The 19,222-nt window shown below is 49.5% G+C and carries 16 protein-coding genes and 1 riboswitch; of the genes, 14 read left to right on the top strand and 2 right to left on the bottom strand.

Annotated elements, in window-relative coordinates:
• The first annotated feature begins 32 nt into the window (after positions 1–32).
• From DWY84_RS13555 to DWY84_RS13520, 8 genes are all read left to right on the top strand, one after another.
• Complete coding sequence (locus DWY84_RS13555; RefSeq protein WP_182434962.1) at positions 33–524, top strand: GNAT family N-acetyltransferase; 492 nt, start codon at positions 33–35, stop codon at positions 522–524.
• 39 nt (positions 525–563) lie between these two features.
• Positions 564–637: riboswitch (Fluoride riboswitch) on the top strand.
• A gap of 72 nt (positions 638–709) precedes the next feature.
• Positions 710–1,918, top strand: a complete 1,209-nt coding sequence (locus tag DWY84_RS13550; RefSeq protein WP_118533901.1) for a cation:proton antiporter — start codon at positions 710–712, stop codon at positions 1,916–1,918.
• 307 nt (positions 1,919–2,225) lie between these two features.
• Complete coding sequence (locus DWY84_RS13545) at positions 2,226–2,675, top strand: PBECR4 domain-containing protein (protein WP_118533900.1); 450 nt, start codon at positions 2,226–2,228, stop codon at positions 2,673–2,675.
• 152 nt (positions 2,676–2,827) lie between these two features.
• Positions 2,828–4,288, top strand: a complete 1,461-nt coding sequence (locus DWY84_RS13540; RefSeq protein ID WP_118533899.1) for a VanW family protein — start codon at positions 2,828–2,830, stop codon at positions 4,286–4,288.
• A 273-nt stretch (positions 4,289–4,561) separates the two neighbouring features.
• Positions 4,562–5,941, top strand: a complete 1,380-nt coding sequence (locus DWY84_RS13535) for an ADP-ribosyltransferase (RefSeq protein ID WP_147354300.1) — start codon at positions 4,562–4,564, stop codon at positions 5,939–5,941.
• Positions 5,942–5,998: 57 nt separating this feature from the next.
• Entirely contained in the window at positions 5,999–7,144 is a 1,146-nt protein-coding gene (locus DWY84_RS13530) for a GNAT family N-acetyltransferase (RefSeq protein ID WP_147354299.1), read from the top strand.
• Positions 7,137–8,555: an ADP-ribosyltransferase gene (locus tag DWY84_RS13525; RefSeq protein ID WP_118533896.1), complete on the top strand. Its 1,419-nt coding sequence runs from the start codon at positions 7,137–7,139 to the stop codon at positions 8,553–8,555. The genes DWY84_RS13530 and DWY84_RS13525 overlap by 8 nt, the downstream gene beginning before the upstream one ends.
• Before the next feature lie 175 nt (positions 8,556–8,730).
• The gene (locus DWY84_RS13520) at positions 8,731–9,276 is read left to right on the top strand and encodes a carbonic anhydrase (RefSeq protein WP_118533895.1); all 546 of its coding nucleotides are present in this window, start codon (positions 8,731–8,733) and stop codon (positions 9,274–9,276) included.
• A gap of 46 nt (positions 9,277–9,322) precedes the next feature.
• On the opposite strand, the gene DWY84_RS13515 is transcribed toward DWY84_RS13520, so the two are convergent.
• Positions 9,323–11,149 (bottom strand): sigma-54-dependent Fis family transcriptional regulator, encoded by a 1,827-nt coding sequence (locus tag DWY84_RS13515; protein ID WP_243024865.1) that lies wholly within the window; start codon positions 11,147–11,149, stop codon positions 9,323–9,325.
• Between the two features lie 168 nt (positions 11,150–11,317).
• Between DWY84_RS13515 and DWY84_RS13510 the strand changes: the two genes are divergently transcribed.
• The 5 genes from DWY84_RS13510 to pdxA all read left to right on the top strand — a co-directional run bounded on the left by DWY84_RS13510 (position 11,318) and on the right by pdxA (position 17,115).
• Entirely contained in the window at positions 11,318–12,541 is a 1,224-nt protein-coding gene (locus DWY84_RS13510; RefSeq protein ID WP_118533894.1) for a four-carbon acid sugar kinase family protein, read from the top strand.
• Between the two features lie 30 nt (positions 12,542–12,571).
• Positions 12,572–13,849, top strand: a complete 1,278-nt coding sequence (gene larA / locus DWY84_RS13505; RefSeq protein WP_118533893.1) for a nickel-dependent lactate racemase — start codon at positions 12,572–12,574, stop codon at positions 13,847–13,849.
• 28 nt (positions 13,850–13,877) lie between these two features.
• Positions 13,878–15,011: a glycerate kinase gene (locus DWY84_RS13500; RefSeq protein WP_347560806.1), complete on the top strand. Its 1,134-nt coding sequence runs from the start codon at positions 13,878–13,880 to the stop codon at positions 15,009–15,011.
• Positions 15,012–15,033: 22 nt separating this feature from the next.
• Positions 15,034–15,993, top strand: a complete 960-nt coding sequence (locus tag DWY84_RS13495) for a 2-keto-3-deoxygluconate permease (protein ID WP_118533891.1) — start codon at positions 15,034–15,036, stop codon at positions 15,991–15,993.
• Positions 15,994–16,080: 87 nt separating this feature from the next.
• Positions 16,081–17,115 carry a 4-hydroxythreonine-4-phosphate dehydrogenase PdxA gene (pdxA, locus tag DWY84_RS13490; RefSeq protein WP_347560804.1) on the top strand — a complete coding sequence of 345 codons (1,035 nt, stop codon included), beginning with the start codon at positions 16,081–16,083 and terminating at the stop codon, positions 17,113–17,115.
• A gap of 107 nt (positions 17,116–17,222) precedes the next feature.
• On the opposite strand, the gene DWY84_RS13485 is transcribed toward pdxA, so the two are convergent.
• Positions 17,223–18,242: a sugar kinase gene (locus DWY84_RS13485; protein WP_118533890.1), complete on the bottom strand. Its 1,020-nt coding sequence runs from the start codon at positions 18,240–18,242 to the stop codon at positions 17,223–17,225.
• A 220-nt stretch (positions 18,243–18,462) separates the two neighbouring features.
• Here DWY84_RS13485 and DWY84_RS13480 point away from each other — a divergent pair, with 220 nt between their 5' ends.
• Entirely contained in the window at positions 18,463–19,047 is a 585-nt protein-coding gene (locus DWY84_RS13480) for an HD domain-containing protein (RefSeq protein ID WP_118533889.1), read from the top strand.
• Positions 19,048–19,222 lie beyond the last annotated feature (175 nt).

The raw sequence follows: 19,222 nt of genomic DNA, 5'->3' as shown, positions 1-19,222 counted from the left end.
GACTGTCTGTTTTCGTAAGGAGGAATTGCGATATGGCACTTGTATTTGAACATGTAAAAGAAAGTGAGGCAGACGAGGTTCTGACGCTCTACCGTTCCCTGGTAGGAACCCCGTTTTGTGCCTGGACAGCCGATTATCCGGCCCGCAGTGATGTGGAATTTGACTTATCCCGCAATGCGCTGTTCTGTCTGCGGGACGAGGAAAACGGCGAGATAGCCGGAGTCATTTCCATCGATCAGGATCCGAAGGTGGAGAGCCTGACCTGCTGGACACCGGAATTACAGCCGGGGCGGGAGCTGTCCAGACTGGGGGTAAGGGAAGCGTATCAGAATCAGGGCATTGCCAGAAGGCTGATGACCGGGGCCATGGAGGAGCTGCGGAGACAGGGATTTAAGAGTGTGCACATTCTGGTCGCAAAGGAAAATAAAAAGGCGCTTGCATCCTATAAGGTTTTTGAATATGAAACAGTTGGAGCGTGTTTTCTGCACGAACATGATTACTGGTGTTACGAAAAGGCATTATAACGTAAAAATAACTTTACGAATTGAGTAAAATCAAGTAGAATATCGACAGGGAATGAAGTTCTCCCTTGGGAAACCAGAACCGCTTATACAAAGCTGATGACTTCTGTGAGAAAATCACAGGGTCACCAGCTTTTTTTTCGCGAGCATTGCGTGTGATGGTCCCTGTGCAAAAAGGAGGAAAAGTTATGCTAACGTCACTTTCATTTATTTTTCTGGTGGGTCTGGCCATGGCGGCCATCTGTCAGCGCATCCGGCTGCCGCGCATCATCGGCATGCTCCTGACCGGTATTGTGCTTGGCCCTTATGTGCTGGATCTTCTCGATCCGTCCATTCTTTCGATTTCGTCAGAATTGCGTCAGATGGCACTCATCATCATTCTGGTGAAGGCCGGATTGTCCCTGAATCTTGCGGACTTAAAAAAGGTGGGACGGCCTGCGGTCATGCTGTCCTGCGTTCCGGCCAGTTTTGAGTTGCTGGGCTATGTGCTGTTCGCGCCCATGATTCTTGGGGTGAACCGCATTGAGGCGGCTGTGATGGGCGCGGTGCTGGCAGCAGTTTCCCCGGCGGTGGTAGTTCCGCGCATGGTAAAGCTGATGGAAATCGGATATGGTACGAAAAAGAGTATTCCGCAGATGATCCTGGCCGGGGCATCCTGTGATGATATTTTTGTCATTGTCCTGTTTTCTACATTTTCCGGCATGGCCCAGGGCGGTAGCGCAAGGGTTATGAATTTTGTAAATATCCCCATTTCCATTGTGAGCGGAATCCTGCTGGGTGCTGTAGCGGGATGGCTGTTAAGCCTGTTTTTTGAGACGGCGTATGCCAAAGAACACTATGTCCGCAACAGCATGAAGGTTATCATCGTACTGGGGGTTTCTTTTCTGCTCATGTCAGTGGAAAACTGGGTAAAACCGTACATTTCCGTGTCTGGTCTGCTGGCAGTGGTCAGCATGGCGTGTGTGCTGAAGCTGCGGAGCATCAAAGCAGTATCAGCGAGATTGTCTGAGAAATTTGGAAAGCTGTGGCTGGCTGCGGAGGTTCTGCTGTTCGTGTTGGTGGGGGCAGCGGTAGATATCCGTTATACGATGGGAGCTGGCCTGACAGCAGTTCTTATGATCTTTACAGCGTTAATTTTCCGTACGATCGGTGTGCTGATCTGCCTGGCAGGAACAGCGCTGAACTGGAAAGAGCGGCTGTTCTGCGTCATTGCTTATCTGCCAAAGGCAACCGTGCAGGCAGCCATTGGTTCGGTACCGATGGCTATGGGACTTCCGTGCGGTCAGATTGTGCTTTCCGTGGCAGTTATGGCCATTCTGATCACGGCTCCGCTGGGGGCACTTGGGATGGACAGTACGTTTGAGAGGTTACTGGAGCGAGACCGATCATTCACATAAACAAAATGGATATAATAAATCTAAAACGTTAAGTTGTAAAAAAGCAAAAAATGTTTGCTCTGATTGACATAAACGAAGCGAATTCATATAATAATAGTACAGAGATAGAATGTCTATCTCGGTGAGCTGACACCTTAAAAATCTGACACTTTAGCCAGTTCGTAGGCTGGCAGGTTGGGGAGCAACAGAAAAACTCCACAGTTAAGCCGCACATAGAGAGGCGGCCGGTTGGCAGACAACAGAAAAATCAGCATCAAAAAAGAGAAAAGGTTGTCCGAAAGGGCAGCCTTTTTAAAGTTATGGGGGTGTGAAAACAAGATTGTCCGCACAACAATTTTATGCAGCTTGTTTGGAGTCAAAACTTTCTGAACGTGATTTTGAAGTTGATGATAAGGGAAAAGTACAACAGAAATTGATGGTGCTACCATATTTGGCAGATCTTTTATATCATCATTGTATGATTGGAGATTTCATCAATAGTGGAATTTGCATTAGAGCTGATTATTTTGTAGGAGATACCAAAGCCGTTTTAAGTGTTGGATTTAGAAGGGGAAAGAAGACGGACTTTCCAGTTACATTATACAATGAGAATGTTAGAAAATTGTCACAACCAACGAATAAGGTGCTTGCGGTTTTTTCAAAAAACTATAAAGATCAGCAATATGATAGTTGTACATATCTGGCAAAGAATCAGAGTATTCATGAACTTGGGATAAGTGCTGAGGTACTGGAACTGATTTTAGTAGATGAGACGTGAAAATAGTAATACACGTATATTATTAAGTTATTTTGAATTCGTTTTCCACCTGATGACAGGGAATGAGAAATCTGATATATTTGTGGATACAAAGCGAACGATAAGGAACGATTGGATATGTATGATAAGAGAAATGATTTTCATATGAGAAAATGAGAAAAAAACGGGTGCAGCGGGAGCGCCTGATCGTGGGCGGAGCCGCGGTGGCCGTGGTTGCGGTGGTGTTTGCGGCGGCCCACATACTTTCTGGGAAAAAGAGCAGCAATGCGGAGCCAGAGAGCAGTGTGGTGATCGAGACAACCTTTGCGTCGGATGATATCCGGGTGAATGGCATTTCTCTTACCGGCATGACCCGGGCTGAGGCGAAGGAGGCCATTGCGAAAGCGTATCCGTGGAAGGTTACGGTGACGTATAATGGAGAAACCTTGGATGCGGACAACATTCTGGATGCGGAAATGGAAACATTTCTGGATGGAATCTGTACGGTGAAAGCCGCTGGAGATTATACGTTTTCCGTGACGGATTCGGATACGCTGCGGGAAAGCGCTAAGGCTGCGGCGGAGAAGATTGCGACATCCTGGGATGTGAAGGCAAAGAGCAGTTCCATTTACGATTATGATGCAGCCAGTGACAAATTCCTGTTTACAGAGGGAACACCCGGAATTGTGGTAGACCAGGAAAAACTGGCATCGGATCTGGTGGATGTAGCGGTGAATGGCAGCTATGATGCTGTGATTGCGGCAGAAGTGAATACAACCCAGCCGAAGTATTCCGAGGCAGAAGCGCGGAAACGCTATGAGAAGCTTGCGTCCTTCACTACGGAGACGACAGCCAACGAAAAGCGCAACACCAATATGCGGCTGGCGGCGGAAGCCATCAACGGAACCATTGTGAAGCCGGGCGAGGAATTTTCGTTTAATAAGATCGTGGGGCCGAGAACCGCGGAGAAAGGCTATCAGGAGGCAGCGGCCTACAACAGCGGTGAAGTAGTGCAGGAGTTGGGCGGCGGAGTCTGCCAGGTTTCTTCTACTTTATATCAGGTAGCATTCCGCTCAGGTATGAATATTACCTACCGTCGGTCTCACACCTTTGAGCCAAACTATGTTACACCGGGACAGGATGCGGCCATCAGCTGGGATTACCCGGATTTCCGGTTTGTGAATACTTCGGAGGCAGCCATTGGCATCCGGGCCAGCTACAGCAACCGGAAGACTACGGTGGCTATTTACGGAGTGCCGGTATTGGAAGAGGGCGTGACCTGGAGTCTGGAATCAGAAAAGGTGGAGGAACTAGAACCGCCGGAATCGACCTACGAGGAAGACCCGACGCTTGCGCCGGGAACCGAGGTGGTAAAGAAAGCCGGAACCAAGGGAAGTCGCTGGGTGACCTATAAAGTGGTAAAGAAGAATGGTGAGGTGATAGAGCGGACTGAGGACCACTCCAAGGAGTACAAGGGCCATGCAGCCATCATCCGCCGCAACAGCGGAAAGACTCAGGTAAATGAGACCTCCGCAGTAGCAAAGACCACGGCGGCAGCCACGGTGGACGGCATGCCGGATGATTACGTTCCGGGCCAGAAAGAGAAGGTAGCGCCGGAAAGCTCTGCACAGTAGAGAAGAAACAAAATTACAACAAAACGTGAAAACAGCAGGAAAAGCCGACAGCTTTTGCGAGATGACACGCAGGAGTTGTTGGCTTTTGTTTTTTTAAAAAACAGACAAAAAACAATTTGATCGCGGGAAATGCTGATAATATCTGGAAGAAACCGCACGGATTTTGTATAATAAGAGAAAAAGAATGCAGGAAGTGGCAGAGAGGAGGAGTGGATTTTGGGTGGTGGTCATAATAACAGCGGGAATTCTGTTGGAGTTCAGCAGAAAAGCAGTATGATGGACAAATTAAAGAACGTTTTCTCTTCGAAAAAGGAAGTGGATCAGCGGGCGGAGTCGGATCAGAATCTCGTATCCCAGCCTCAACATCAGTATCATTTCCAGCCGACATGGAATGTTGTCCCAGATGTGAATATGGCATATGATATTCGGATACAGCAGGATAGCAGAAGGAGAAAAAGCTTTGCTGAAAAGGAACGGGAAGAGCAGGCACTGCGGGCAGAAGAAGAAATTTTGCTGGAGCGGGAACGGCGGAGTACGGCCCGGCTGGAATCACTGCTTGAGGCAGTAAAAGCCCATGCGCGCCGCGACAGCTGGGTTAAGATCATGCAGCAGGAATTGCGGGATGCGCTTCATATCGTTCATAAAATCCGGAGAGCCTGGGACCGGACGCCTGGGAGGGTTAATAAGCTGAGAGAGGAATATCAGGATAAGCTGGAACATATTTATCAGCTGGGCGAAAAGTATCTGACTGCAGAGGGAGAGGAAGCGGAATATGCAGAGCTGATCAAAGATGTCATGGAGGCTTCTGATGACGCACAGCTGCCCTCTTCCCGAATCCTTCTGATACGAAAGGAACGCCAGTACCGGAAAGAAGATGAAAAAGGATACGAACATGCGCTGCAGGATCATGAGGTAAAGCAGCTGGATAAAGAAACGATAGAGGCTATCGAGTATTATACGTCTGCTCCTCCTGTTCATGACGGCAAGTCATGGTATCAGTACATGAACCAGTTTTTGAGAGGCCTTCTTCCGGACGGCAATAAACTGCCGGAGGAAAATGGAGTAAAAGAGACGGTTCTGAAAATGATAAACCGACTGGGAAATGCATTTCAGGGAAAACAAAAAGAGACGAAACGGGTGTATCGTGGATTGAATCTCAGGGATGTATTCAAAGAGAAAATCGATCAGCCGGAATCTCTGGTAGGAGCTGTATATTCGGATAAAGGATATCTGAGCACGAGCAGACAAAGAAAGAAATCGGTTGATTTTCTCCAATATTCAGGTGTGTGGTATTCTGCAGTCCAACGATTTATTGAAATACGGCAAAAGAATCCACAGGCACCGCCGCCGGAGAAATTCATAACCGGGCACAGTCTTCTGGAAATTACCGCACGGGAAGGCGCTCATGGTCTGGATATAGAGGATGTAACGCAGGTTGCGGGGGAAGAGGAGATTTTGTTCCCTCCTGGAACGAGAGTATATCTTCATTCCATGCAGATATCAAATTGCAGAATTACGGTGAGCCGGGAAGATTTCGTAAAAGTGGTAGGAAACAGACTATCGCCTCAGGAGATGGAGCGTATATTTCCAAGCAGCTGGAACGAGATTTATATCAATGTGCAGGTTCCTGTCTTCCAGGGTGAGATCCGTTAGGAAGTTTCGAAAAGGAACGTGTTTTATCTTATGACAGGAAAAGAAGAGGGGGATCCTATGCCAGATCAGGAGAAACTACAGAATGAGAAGGAAGAACCGCGCACACTGACGCTGGAAGAACGGTGGCAGATGGACGAGGAAATGCAAAAAGAGTATGGGAGCAATTATCTGCTTTTTGAACCGCAGTGCAGAAGCTGTCGTTTCGCAAAAGAAGGAGCAGCCGAAAGCTGCCAGAAGTACGATGAGATTCCATGGGAAATCCTGACGGTTCAGAAACGGTGTCCGCATTGCAGGAAACCAAAGGATCAGAAGCCGCGGATCCACTTCTTTGTAGCGGAGGACCGGCAGGAAATTCTGGAATATGATTTCTGGCCGGAGGAGGCGCTTCGCCGGGCCCAGAGATTTCCGGTGCTGGCGGTCTGGGCTTACGATGGTGACGAACCGGTGTGCGGCGCGGTCTTTACCAGGGAATCCGATGCGGAGGGGGTGCTGGTTGTTTTGCAGTACATTTATACGCTGGAGAATTACCGGGAACTGGGAATTGCGTCTGATGTGATGAAGTACGCGGAGAAGCTGTTTGTGGAATCCGGCACGGGCCGAATGGCCGTTTTTCTGAATGAAGAAGAAAAAGAAGATGAAACAGAAGCAAAACCAGAACAGAAGCTGTCCCGGTTCTTTCAGGCATTAGACTGGAAAGAAAGCAGCTGTGAAGCACAGAGCCTGGAATACATGCCAAAGAGCATGATGTCGGAGAAGGTGAAAAGCTTTGCCACCGGAAACAGGGAAGGAATTCTTTCCCTCAGCGAGGAAACTCGAAGAAGGATTCTCAGTGAAAATCCGGGACTTGTACCGGAACTGAAAGAATATCTGAAAGAGGGAGCCATTTCGCCCAACAGTCTGGTTTATATGCCGGATCGGAAAGTAGAAGGAGCGGTGATCCTGCAAAAGAAGAACGGTTATCAGATGTGCATCCGCTATCTGTACGTCAGCCCGGAATGTCAGGACAAAACCATTTTGTTAAGGCTGCTGGCCATTGTTCTGGGCAACCGGGAAAACTGGTCGGGAAGAGGCAATGTCCTGATTCACGAGCCGGAGGCTAAGACTGCGAAGCTGGTTGAGTATCTGTTCGGGGAACCGTACAAAAGGCTGAACCGGAAAAAATACGAGAACAGAAAACAGAAGGGTGGAACACAGAGTGCCTGATCTCATAGAACTTCAGAAGGACAAAACACTGTTTGAAGCAAAAACGGAAGAAGTTTCATTGCACAAGCAGATCAAACAACAGGAAAACCAGATACCGCCGCCTGAGCCGGAATACGAACGAAAGCAGAAACAGTTGTCCTGGACGGTCGCTCCCCAGCTGCAGGAGAAAGAAACGCTGAAGGGCGCAAAGCGGGCTAAGTTTGCGAAAAATGAGCAGCTGGAGCAGTCCATGAACGATGAAGAGCAGATTTTGCTGAAGCGGGAAGAGCAGAGCTTTCAAAGTCTGGAAAAGCTGTTTCAGGAAATCCATCAGCCTGCGCGTCATGGACTCATGTTTCGGAGAGTTCTCCGGAAGATCAGCCAGGAGATGGAACAGGCTCTGCAGATTTTTCATGCCATTCAGGAAAATAAAGAAGAACCGGCCCAGCTCGGTGTGATGAGAGAGGACTGTCAGAAAAGACTGGAAATCATTTACCAGCTGGGAAAAGGGTATCTGAACAGAAGACGGTCAGCCGACCAGACAGAACTGCTTAGAAGAATTATGATGGCGGCGGATGACGCGCAGCTTCCGTCATCAAGAATTACACTGATTCAAAAGGAACGCCAGTATAAACTGGAGGATGAAGCGGGCTACGGCCATGCAGAGCAGAATCATGATGTCATGGGGCTTACGGAGAAAATCAGAAAGGCCATTGCGTTTTATACACAGGCCGATATGGTTAAGGGGCAGCAGATGGCAGGGTACCAGTTTATGAACCGGCTTTTGCGCGGGCAGATCACAGAGGCAGACCTGCCGAAGAAAAATGGGGTGAAAAACCTGATTCTGGGGATGATCAGGCGCCTGAATACCGCGTTTGTCTCCAGGCAGACAGAAACGAAAAGCCTGTACCGGGGACTGAACCTCTACAATGTATACAAGGACCGGATCTATAACCCGGAAAGTCTGGTTGGAACAACATTCAGCGACAAAGCCTATATGAGTACAAGCCGAAACCGGGATAAATCGATTAACTTTCTGAACATAGAAGGTATGCCGGATGCCGCGATTGACCAGTTTATTAAACTACGCCTGAAAAATCCTGAGGCACCGCCGCCGGAGAAAATCATAACCGGGCACAGCCTGATGGAAATCGTTGCGCGCAAAGGGGCGCGCAGCCTGGACATCGAGGATGTAACGGAGGTAAAAGGGGAAGAGGAGGTTTTGTTTCCTCCGGGAACCAGAGTGTATTTGCGTTCCATGCAGCTGTTAAATTCTGTGGTTGTGGCATCCAGAGGTAAGATAGCGGCGCGTGTTATGATGAATTACAATCCAGCCGATGCGCAGCGGATTCTCCAGACCGCTTTGCCGGATGACTGGAACAAGGTTTACATCAATGTGTCAGTACCGGTTTTTCAGGGCGAAATCCGCTGATGCGTTTGCGGTTATTACACGATGGTTTCTAAATTTTCCATAAAGAATCTGCTGATCTACTGACAATAGAACAGAAATCTGGTATATTGATGAGGCGGCAGATTGTTTGGAGAAAAATGCAGGGCTGTTGTGATAAGGAATCAGCTCTGGCATGACAGAAAGTGAGTGATAACACATGATTGATGAAATTATGGAATATAACCGGAAATTTGTGGAGAACAAGGGCTACGAGCCGTACCTCACCAGCAAATATCCGGATAAGAAGCTGGCTATTTTAACCTGTATGGATACCCGCCTTTTAGAGCTTCTTCCGGCGGCGCTTGGCATCAAAAATGGTGATGCCAAGATCATCAAGAATGCCGGCGGCGTCATCGTGCACCCTTATGGCAGCGTGGTGCGCAGTCTGCTGGTTGGCATTCTGGAGCTTGGCGTGGAAGAGGTTATGGTCATTGGTCATACCGACTGTGGTGTGCAGGGCATGGATGGAAACGAGATGTTAGAGAAGCTGGTGGAGCGCGGTATTGACCAGCAGCACATCGACATCGTGCGTCACAGCGGCATTGACTTAGAGCGCTGGCTTGGCGGTTTCGAGTCCGTGGAGTCTTCTGTACATGAGACCGTCCGCAGGCTGAAAGAGCATCCGCTGATGCCGAAGAATGTGCGGATCAGCGGATTTATCATGGATTCCGCGACCGGAGAACTGACCCGGGTGGAGGAGTAGCGGACGCAGATTGCGGGAAGAATTGCCATGCGGCGAGTGGTGCTTCTTACCGGTTGATATAGCGCCACAGCGTGGTGCGGCTGATGCCGAGCCTTTTGGCGGCAGCAGTCTGGTTTCCATCGCAGAGGGTCAGAACATGCAGAACGATATCCTGGCTGATCTTGTCCAAGGACTGGTCCAGGTTCAGGGCAAAGGCCGGTGCGAGTGTTTCGCTGCTTTGTGGCTGCGTATGCGTCATGGCGTGGGACGGATGGCTTGCCGGGAAGAGCATGGATTCTTCTTTTAAAATGCTTTCAATGGTTTCACCGGATATGTAGGCGGTGCTGGTTTCCAGCACTGCCTTTTTTAGAATGCGCTTAAACTGTGTGCTGTTGCAGGGATAGTCGTAGTCCTTGACAAGCCGGATGGCTTCTTCTGAAAGCCCGACTACCTGGCGCCCAAGATTCTGGTTCAGGGTATCAATGTAAAGACTGGCCGAAGATACCAGGTCGTTTTTCTGTTCCCGCAGCGGCTTGATGGGGAGCGGGATACAGCCCAGAGTGTTGCTGTATTCGAGGGCAGCATGAGGCAGGTGACCATCTTTGGACTGGGTGCAGGAGAAAATCAGCCGGTTGCGGATATGCAGGTTGGTGTCCAGAATAATGGATAAAAGCTGCTTCTGGCGCTGCGGTGATAATACGTCAAGATTGGAGATATAGATGGTATTTTCGTTGTCTGTAAACGGCGAATTATAATGGTTGATCATAAAATTCCAGGTTTTATCGTTTAACAGGGCGCAGTTGATGACATAAAGCGGATTATCACAGCGGTGGCTTTTCGCATAGTAAAGGCAGGCAACCCGATCCTTTCCGGTTCCAATCTCTCCGGTGATCATCAGGGGCGTGTCGGAGGGCGCGATCTGCTCCGTTGCGGAGATGATGTCACGGGCCAGTTCGGTGTTACTATAGAAGCTTTCCACGAAACTATGCTGTGCCTGTTCTTTATTCATGATGGTGATACCATATTTGGAATAGCTGAGCGGAATTTTGGAGGGCATGACCCGGAAAATAATGTAGGGCTCACTTTCTTCCTCGGAAAAGCTGGAACGGATGGAATACAGCTGGTTTTCCAGGGTGAGAAAGAAGGAACGCCGGGGAATATTTTTGGATTTAGAGATCTCTTTTTTCAGGGAACTGATGAAGAGGTCTTCTTTTTCGCCGTCCAGGGTGGAGTAGAGGCAGTTCCCATCCAGATCGAGGATCAGATGGCGGTTGAAACTGCTCTGGATCAGAGTCTGCATCATGGCGTTTGAGGAGAGCAGCTTCTGGTTCTGATGCCAGGTGCGGATGGCGTTTTCAATGGATTCCCGCACGCTTTCCGCGCTGGAAGTCAGAATGATGGGGGTGATTCCGATCATTTTCGCGTGCTCGTAGGGGATCAAGTCGCAGATGACGGTCTTGTAGCCCTGTTCCTTCATATTATCGAGCAGGCGGTCGGAATCCGTCCAGTTTTCCGGGGAGAAGGAGAAAATGTCCAGTTTGATCTGCAGCAGGTCGCAGAGATTCTTGGCAATGACGGTCAGGGACTGGAAACCAAGCAGCGCGAATTTGGTTCCGGCATTCTGTGCCAGCTTGATGCAGCGCAGAACGTCGTAGTAGCCGATTCCAATGTCGATAACGGGGATGTGAACTGCCTGGGAAATCATGTTGGCGGTGTTCGCGCGGGAGATGATGATGTCATACTGGTCACTGTAGCGTTTCGCGATGGCGAGTCCCTGTTCCATACTTCCGGCAAACGCTGTCAGTTCAATTTCATGGTACTGTATGGCACAGTGGTTCATGAGGGGAACGAGCCCTTTATAGGGAGCAATTCCAAGAATGCGGATTTTTTTCATAATCATGGCCTCCGAGTGTTACAAAGTTAAACAAATTATACGACAAATTCATTGAAAATGTAAAGAGATTGCGTGTAAAATATAAAACGTATCAAAAATGTTGCTTAAATTTTTGGAAAATGATAAATGAGTGTTTCAAAAATAAACAGTTAAGGGTGGTGAGAATCGTTGGAATACAGATACCTGATCATTGCGGATGATTTTACCGGGGCCAATGACACCGGGGTACAGCTTCGGAGAAGGGGCTTTGCTACCGAGGTGCTCTTTGCGGGAAAGCCGGTGGGAGCGAAACATTCCGTTGTGATTGACACGGAATCCAGGACCGTGCATCCGGATCATGCTTATGAGATCGTATCCCACGCAGTGGAAAATGTAGACTTTGACGGATTCCGTTTTGTGATCAAAAAGGTGGATTCGACCATGCGGGGCAACATTGCGGCAGAGGTGAAAGCCGTAGATGAAAAGTTCCAGCCGGAGCTGATTATCTTTGCGCCGGCATTGCCGGATCTTGGCCGCACTACGGTCGACGGAGTCCAGTGTTTAAACGGAACGGAAATCTGCCGGACGGAATTGGCACTGGATCCGAAAAATCCGGTGGTGGAAGATAATCTGGTCCGTATGCTGGCAGCTGTTTACGATGAAAAAGTATTTTTAAAGCGGCTTCCGGATGTCAGGGGCAAAGACCTGACCTTTGAGGAAGGAAGAATTTACGCTTGTGACGCTGAGACAAATGACGATCTGAAAAAGATCCTGCTCGCTGCAGGCAGAACCGGGAAAAAGATCCTGTATATCGGAACAGCAGGGCTGGCAGATAACCTGATGCAGCTGGAACGTCCATCACTTCCGGCATTTGGCGTTGTGGCAAGTGTGAGTACCGTCACAAACCGGCAGATGAAATACTGCGAGGGAAAGGGCATTACCATGGTTCAGATCCCGGTTCACCGGATTCTTTCCGGGGAAGAGGACACGGCTCCGTATCTGGAGCAGGCCATGGAGGCGTTAAAGCGCGGAGAAGATACGATTCTTCTTGCCAATACTTCCTACAACCGGGAAGAACTGGAACTTTCCTTTGAAGCGGGAGAAAAGCTGGGCCTTGGCCCGGTAGAGACCGGAGACAAGGTGCGTTCTATCATCGGGCATCTGGCCATGCAGGTGCTTGAGCAGGTTCCGGTATCCGGAGTGTTCCTGACCGGTGGTGATACGGCGCTTGGCATGCTAGCCAACATTGGGGCAGACGGATCGGAAATCCTTTCCGAGATTCGCGTAGGCATTCCGTTAGTCCGGGTGAAAGGCGGTTCCTTTGAAGGACTGAAGCTGGTTACCAAGGCGGGGGCTTTTGGTGAGGATGACGCAGTTGTGTTTGCGCTTAGAAAATTGAAAGAAACCATTTAAATTCTTATACATCATAAAGGAGGAACTACAATGAAAGAATTTTTATTACCTTACGGAAAAGAAAAATTAACTGCAAAGATTGAGGATGAGCATTTTGCCGGTGTCCTTTTATCTGAACTTCATAGCTATAAAGCACCGAAGAGCGGCGCAGAACTGGTTCAGGAGGCTCTGGAACATCCGATCGGAACTCCGAGACTGTGCGACATGGCAGCAGGAAAGAAAAAAATCGTTGTGATTTCTTCTGATCATACCAGACCGGTTCCGAGCCATATCATGATGCCTCTGATCCTGGCTGAGATCCGGAAAGGAAACCCGGACGCAGACATCACCATCCTGATTTCCACCGGCCTTCACAGAAGTACCACAAAAGAGGAGCTGGCAGCAAAATTTGGTCCGGAGATCATGGCAAATGAGAAGATTGTTGTTCATGACTGTGACGACAAAGACAATCTTGTTCATTTAGGAAAGCTTCCGTCCGGCGGCAACCTGATCATCAACCGTCTGGCTGCAGAGGCTGACTTATTAGTAGCAGAGGGCTTCATTGAGCCGCACTTCTTCGCAGGCTTTTCCGGCGGCAGAAAGAGCGTGCTTCCGGGTGTCGCAAGCCGTGAAACGGTTATGTACAACCACAACTCCGGCTTCATCGCAGACCCGCACGCCCGCACTGGTGTGATCGAGGGCAACCCGATCCACAACGATATGCTGTACGCAGCAAGAGCAGCAAGATTGGATTTCATCATCAATGTTGTCATTGACGCAGCCCATGATCCGATCTTCGCGGTAGCAGGTGACTGTGACCTGGCTCACAGAGTAGGCCGTGAGTTCCTGGCTTCCAAGTGTCAGGTGGACGCAATCCCGGCAGACATCGTCATCTCCACCAACGGCGGTTACCCGCTGGATCAGAACATTTACCAGTCTGTAAAGGGTATGACCGCAGCAGAGGCAACTGTAAAAGAGGGCGGCGTGATCATCATGCTTTCCAAGGCAGCAGACGGACACGGCGGCAAATACTTCCATGAGACCTTCCGTGATGAAAAGGATTTAAACCGCATGATGAAGACTTTCCTGGATAGAAAGCCGGAGGAGACCATCATCGACCAGTGGCAGTCCCAGATCTTCGCAAGACTGCTGTTAAAGGCAACGGTTGTATTCGTTTCTTCCTGCGATGACCAGCTGGTAGAAGACTTACATATGGTTCCGGCTCACAGCATGGAAGAGGCTATGGAGAAGGCGAAAGCAATCGTAAAGAAAGACGATTACAAAGTAACTGTAATTCCTGATGGCGTATCTGTTATCGTAAGAGAGTAAATAAAAGAGTAAATAAAAGAGGGGGATTATCATGAAATTTATTCTGATACCGGATTCCTTCAAGGGAACCTTAAGCTCTGAGCAGATCTGTGAAATCGCGAAAGAAAAAGTAGAAAAGCATTTTCCGGGCGCAGAGACCGCGTGTGTTCCGGTAGCGGACGGTGGAGAAGGATCCGTAGATGCTTTTCTGACAGCTCTTGGCGGCAGTAAGGTGTCTGTAACCGTAAAGAATCCTTACTTTGAGGATATGGAGTCCTATTATGGCGTGATCAATGAGGGCAAAACCGCAGTCATTGAGATGGCTTCCTGCGCAGGTCTTCCGTTAGTGGAAGACAGAAAAAATCCGAAACTCACTACAACCTATGGTGTTGGCCAGCTGATCCTCGCGGCGGCAGAGAGTGGCGTGGAGAAGATCATCGTAGGCCTGGGCGGCTCCAGCACCAACGATGGCGGATGCGGCGCTGCAGCAGCGGTTGGCATTAAATTTTATGACAAAGATGGCAAAGAGTTTGTTCCGACCGGTGGTACCACCGCGGATATCGCAAAGATTGATTTAAGCGGCAGGGCAAAGGTTCTGGATCAGGTTGAGATTGTTACCATGTGCGACATCGACAATCCGATGTACGGACCGACCGGCGCGTCTTATATCTTCGGACCCCAGAAGGGTGCCGATGAGGCCATGGTTGAGGAACTGGACGCAGGCATTAAGAATTTAAGCCGTGTCATTGCCGAGGCAACCGGCGAGGATATCAGCCAGGTTCCAGGCACCGGTGCCGCAGGCGCAATGGGCGCTGGCATGATCGCTTTCTTTGGTTCCCGCCTCCAGATGGGTATTCAGACGGTTCTGGATACCGTAAACTTTGATGAGATGATCAAAGACGCGGATTACATCATTACCGGTGAAGGTAAGCTGGATTCCCAGAGCCTTCGCGGAAAAGTTGTGATCGGTATTGCGGAACGCGCGAAGAAACAGAATAAAAATGTAATCGCTGTTGTAGGCGGAGCAGATGACAGTGAGATTGATAAAGCTTACGAGATGGGCGTGACCGCGGTATTCCCGATCAACCGCCTGCCGCAGGATTTCTCCATCAGCCGTCATCACAGCAAAGAAAACCTGGGCTACACAGTCGATAACATTTTAAGATTACTGGCAGCAAAATAGTGCCGGATAGGGGGATAACTACATGAATATTTTAAAAACTGTGAAAAAGATTCCTGGCGGACTGATGGTAGTTCCGCTGCTGTTAGGTGCCATCATCAATACCTTTTTCGGCGGCACCATCTGGAAGATGTTTGATGGTACGTTTACTACGTATCTGTGGAAATCCGGCGCAATGCCGATCCTGGCAGTGTTCATTTTCTGTAACGCGACAACCATCAATTTCAAGAAAGCCGGCGTAACGATTTACAAAGGTGTAACGATCACGCTTGTAAAAGTTGGTATGGGTATCATCATTGGCCTTATCTGTGGCAAGCTTTTTGGTGAAGCTGGTTTCCTGGGCCTGTCTACCCTGGCAATCGTAGGTACCCTGGCAAACTCCAACGGCGGTCTGTACGCAGCTCTTGCAGGTGAGTACGGTGACGCAACTGACGTAGGCGCAGTATCCATCCTGTCCATCAACGATGGCCCGTTCTTCACCATGGTCGCATTAGGTGCTGCTGGTGTTGCAAAGATCCCGATGTCCGTTCTGGTTGGATGTATCATTCCGGTTATTGTCGGCTGTATCCTTGGTAACCTGGATGAAGATATCCGTAAATTCTGCGAGCCGGGAGCTTCCATGCTGATCCCGTTCTTCGCATTCCCGCTGGGCGCAGGCTTAAACATCATGAACCTGTTAAAGGCAGGCGCTCCTGGTATCCTCTTAGGTATTGGATGTACCGTGATTACTGGTCTTGCAGGCTACCTGGTTTACAAACTGTTAAAGATGGATTATCCTGAGGTTGGCGGTGCCATTGGTACCACGGCAGGAAACGCGGCAGCAACTCCGGCATCTGTAGCAGCAGTAGACGCAACTCTGTTAGCAGTATCTGAAGCAGCAACTGCTCAGATCACCGCAGCAATCATTGTTACAGCAATCTGCTGTCCGCTGCTGGTATCTACCCTTCACAAAATGGAAGAGAAACGCAGAGCAGCTAAGAAGTAATAAGTTTACAAAGGGGCCGGATGGATTGACGCATCCGGTCCTTTTCAGGTAAGATAGAGAATAAGAAAATTCAGGAGGATTTTACCGATGAGTGAAAAGAGAATTGTGGGAATTACCATGGGAGATCCGGCCAGCATCGGACCGGAAATCACGGTAAAAGCATTTGCGGATAAGTCATTATACGATTTGTGCCGCCCGGTTGTGGTTGGCGATGCATGTGTGATGGAGGCGGCTCTGCCGATCGTGGGCCATACGGAGATGAAGATTCATCCGATTCAGGATGTCAGCGAGGCAAAGTATGAATATGGTACCATCGATGTTCTGGATATGGGACTGGTAGATATGGACAAGTTAAAACGCGGTGAGGTTTCCGCCATGTGCGGTGAGGCTGCGTTCCAGTATGTGACTAAGGTCATCCACCTGGCTATGGAGCATAAGGTAGATGCCACCGTCACGAACGCATTTAATAAAGAGGCAGTCAATCTTGCCGGTCATCATTATTCCGGCCATACGGAGATTTACGCAGATCTGACTGGAACGAAAAATTACACCATGATGCTGGCGCATGAGAACCTGAGAGTGGTTCATGTTTCCACCCATGTATCGCTGCGGGAAGCCTGCGACCGCGTGAAGAAGCAGCGCGTGCTGGATGTCATCCGCATCGCGGACAAGGCCTGCAAAGAACTTGGCATCAAAGAGCCGAAAATTGGCGTGGCAGGACTGAACCCCCACAGCGGCGAACATGGTTTATTCGGCCATGAGGAGATTGATGAGATCATTCCGGCAATCGAAGCAGCGCAGGCAGAGGGCATCAACGCAGACGGCCCGGTACCGCCGGACAGCCTGTTCTCCAAAGCAAGAGGCGGCTGGTATGATATTGTCGTTGCCATGTATCATGACCAGGGACACATTCCGTTAAAGGTAGTGGGTTTTGTATACAATCAGGAGAAACATGCGTGGGATGCCGTTTCTGGTGTGAATATTACGCTGGGACTTCCGATTATACGCGTATCGGTAGATCACGGAACTGCCTTTGACCAGGCGGGAACCGGAACTGCCAGTGAACTGAGCCTGCGCAATTCCATTGAGTACGCGGTGATGTTTGCGAATAACCGAAAATAAGATAAAAAAGTGCCGTTCCGGCTGTTATATGACAGTCAGGAATGGCACTTTTTGTTGCTATGCATATCGAGGAGGCGCCGGTGATACGTTCGCTGATTTCAGATTCCTTAGCGGATTACGTTGGTTTCGCCGGTTTTCATGATGTGTAGAATTTCCTCCTCACTTACGAGATTGAAGTCATGCTGGATCATCAGCTTCATGACGCTGGCCGTGATGGAGAAGTCGATGAGCTTCTGGGGGGAGAACTGATGCACCAGGCTGTGGATCAAGGCTCCGGCAAAGGCATCTCCCGCGCCGACAGCTTCCAGGCTGTGCACGGTGTGAATGGGGCTTTCGTAGAAATGTCCGTCTTTTAAGTAAATGCCCATCCATTCCCCATCCTCAGCCGTTTTTAAATTGCGCAGGACACTGGCAACGGCTTTGCAGTTCGGGTAAAGCTCCTGAATTTTCTGCATACCCTGGCGATAGGTCTCAATCTGGTCGATGCCGTGGGCCATGTCACCGTCGAAGGCGTGAATGCCCAGAGTGGCTTCAAAGTCCTCATCATTGGCAATGCACAGGTCTACATACTGCATCAGCTCTTTCATGACGGACTGGGCCTTTTCCCGGGACCACATTTTTGCCCGGTAGTTTAAGTCGCAGATGACAGTGATGCCGTGGGTGTGGCAGTACTTCAGCGCATCAAAAACAGCCTGTTCCGCAGAAGGACTGATGGCCGGGGTAACACCGGAAAAGAAAAAGATGTCAATGCCGGAGAGCAGCGTTTCCCAGTCAAATTCTGATGTCTCTGCCTCAGCCAGGGCGCTTCCGGCCCGGTCATAGAGGACACTTGTGGGGCGGATGTCGCTTCCTTTTTCAAAAAAATAGATGCCAAGCCGTGTGCCGCCCCGCAGAATGCGGGAGGTATCAACACCGTAGCGGCGAAGCTCATTGAACGCGGCATCGCCCACCGGATTTTGCGGGAGCTTTGTCAGAAACGCGGCGTCATTGCCAAGGGTGGCGAGAGATACGGCTACGTTGGATTCGGCCCCTCCGTAGCTGGCTTCAAAGCCGTCTGCCTGTACAATACGCAGGTGTTCCGGAGTTTTTAAACGGAGCATGATTTCTCCAAAGGTAAGTATTTTCACGAAAAGATCATCCTTTCAGATCGAGATTTCTATGTTTGGTGTATGGTATTTCTTTTCTGTATTATAGCATGGATTTCATGAGAGAAAAAAGAAATTTTTGTTTCTCTTATAGCTGAAAGACAGGAAAAGTTGTGGTATGATAGGGAACGAAAAAATGAGATCCGGGGTGTGGGAATAAAAGGTATAGCCCCGGGCAAATGCGGAGGAAAGAACGAACATCATGGACGAGCGTTTACAGAAGCAGCTGGATTTTATTCTTGAGATTGATAAAGAGAAAAACATTTTCCGCCAGACCCATTTAAGCGGTCACGGGCGCAATGAGAATGATGCGGAGCATGCCTGGCATATGGCCATCATGGCTTATCTGTTACAGGAGTATTCGAATGAAAAAATTGATGTGGCCCGGGTCATGCTCATGTGCCTGATCCACGATGTAGTGGAAATTGACGCGGGAGATACCTATGCCTATGACGCGGAAGGCTTAAAAACCCAGAAAGCGCGGGAAGAGGCAGCGAAAGAGCGCCTGTATTCCATGCTGCCCGAAGATCAGAAAGCAGATCTGGTGGCAATTTTCGATGAGTTCGAGGAGCGAAAGACCCCGGAGGCGAAGTTTGCCAGAGCGCTGGATAACTTACAGCCGTTACTCTTAAACCACAGCAACGACGGCGGAGACTGGAAGAATCACGATGTTACCGCAGAGCAGGTGTACGGAAGACAGTCCCGGACCCGGGAAGGATCGGAGAAGCTGTTTGAAGTGACGGATCAGATTCTGAAGGAGAATATCGCAAAAGGAAATCTGAAATAACAATTTAAGAATAATCACAAAAGGTCCGAAGCAGGCCGGGGTGGTATCCCGCTGCGCAAAATATAAGTGCTGTGTTCGGACGATGTGGCTGACAGCCGTTTGCGGATAGTCGGACTGATCGTCCGCCTCCCGAAAACGTCAGTCGCCATATAGCCGGACACATTGCACTTATATT

This window comes from Clostridium sp. AF27-2AA, from assembly GCF_003478505.1.
Classification (GTDB): domain Bacteria; phylum Bacillota; class Clostridia; order Lachnospirales; family Lachnospiraceae; genus Brotaphodocola.
The sequence above is the reverse complement of the archived record's forward strand: the minus strand, read 5'-3'. Positions and strand labels throughout refer to the sequence as shown.

Excerpts from the sequence above, each read along its gene's own strand:
- DWY84_RS13480 (WP_118533889.1), top strand. The coding sequence starts at position 18,463 with ATGGACGAGCGTTTACAGAAGCAGCTGGATTTTATTCTTGAGATTGAT.
- larA (WP_118533893.1), top strand. The coding sequence starts at position 12,572 with ATGAAAGAATTTTTATTACCTTACGGAAAAGAAAAATTAACTGCAAAG.
- DWY84_RS13555 (WP_182434962.1), top strand. The coding sequence starts at position 33 with ATGGCACTTGTATTTGAACATGTAAAAGAAAGTGAGGCAGACGAGGTT.
- DWY84_RS13515 (WP_243024865.1), bottom strand. The coding sequence starts at position 11,149 with ATGAAAAAAATCCGCATTCTTGGAATTGCTCCCTATAAAGGGCTCGTT.
- DWY84_RS13495 (WP_118533891.1), top strand. The coding sequence starts at position 15,034 with ATGAATATTTTAAAAACTGTGAAAAAGATTCCTGGCGGACTGATGGTA.
- pdxA (WP_347560804.1), top strand. The coding sequence starts at position 16,081 with ATGAGTGAAAAGAGAATTGTGGGAATTACCATGGGAGATCCGGCCAGC.
- DWY84_RS13520 (WP_118533895.1), top strand. The coding sequence starts at position 8,731 with ATGATTGATGAAATTATGGAATATAACCGGAAATTTGTGGAGAACAAG.
- DWY84_RS13550 (WP_118533901.1), top strand. The coding sequence starts at position 710 with ATGCTAACGTCACTTTCATTTATTTTTCTGGTGGGTCTGGCCATGGCG.
- DWY84_RS13530 (WP_147354299.1), top strand. The coding sequence starts at position 5,999 with ATGCCAGATCAGGAGAAACTACAGAATGAGAAGGAAGAACCGCGCACA.
- DWY84_RS13535 (WP_147354300.1), top strand. The coding sequence starts at position 4,562 with ATGATGGACAAATTAAAGAACGTTTTCTCTTCGAAAAAGGAAGTGGAT.
- DWY84_RS13540 (WP_118533899.1), top strand. The coding sequence starts at position 2,828 with ATGAGAAAAAAACGGGTGCAGCGGGAGCGCCTGATCGTGGGCGGAGCC.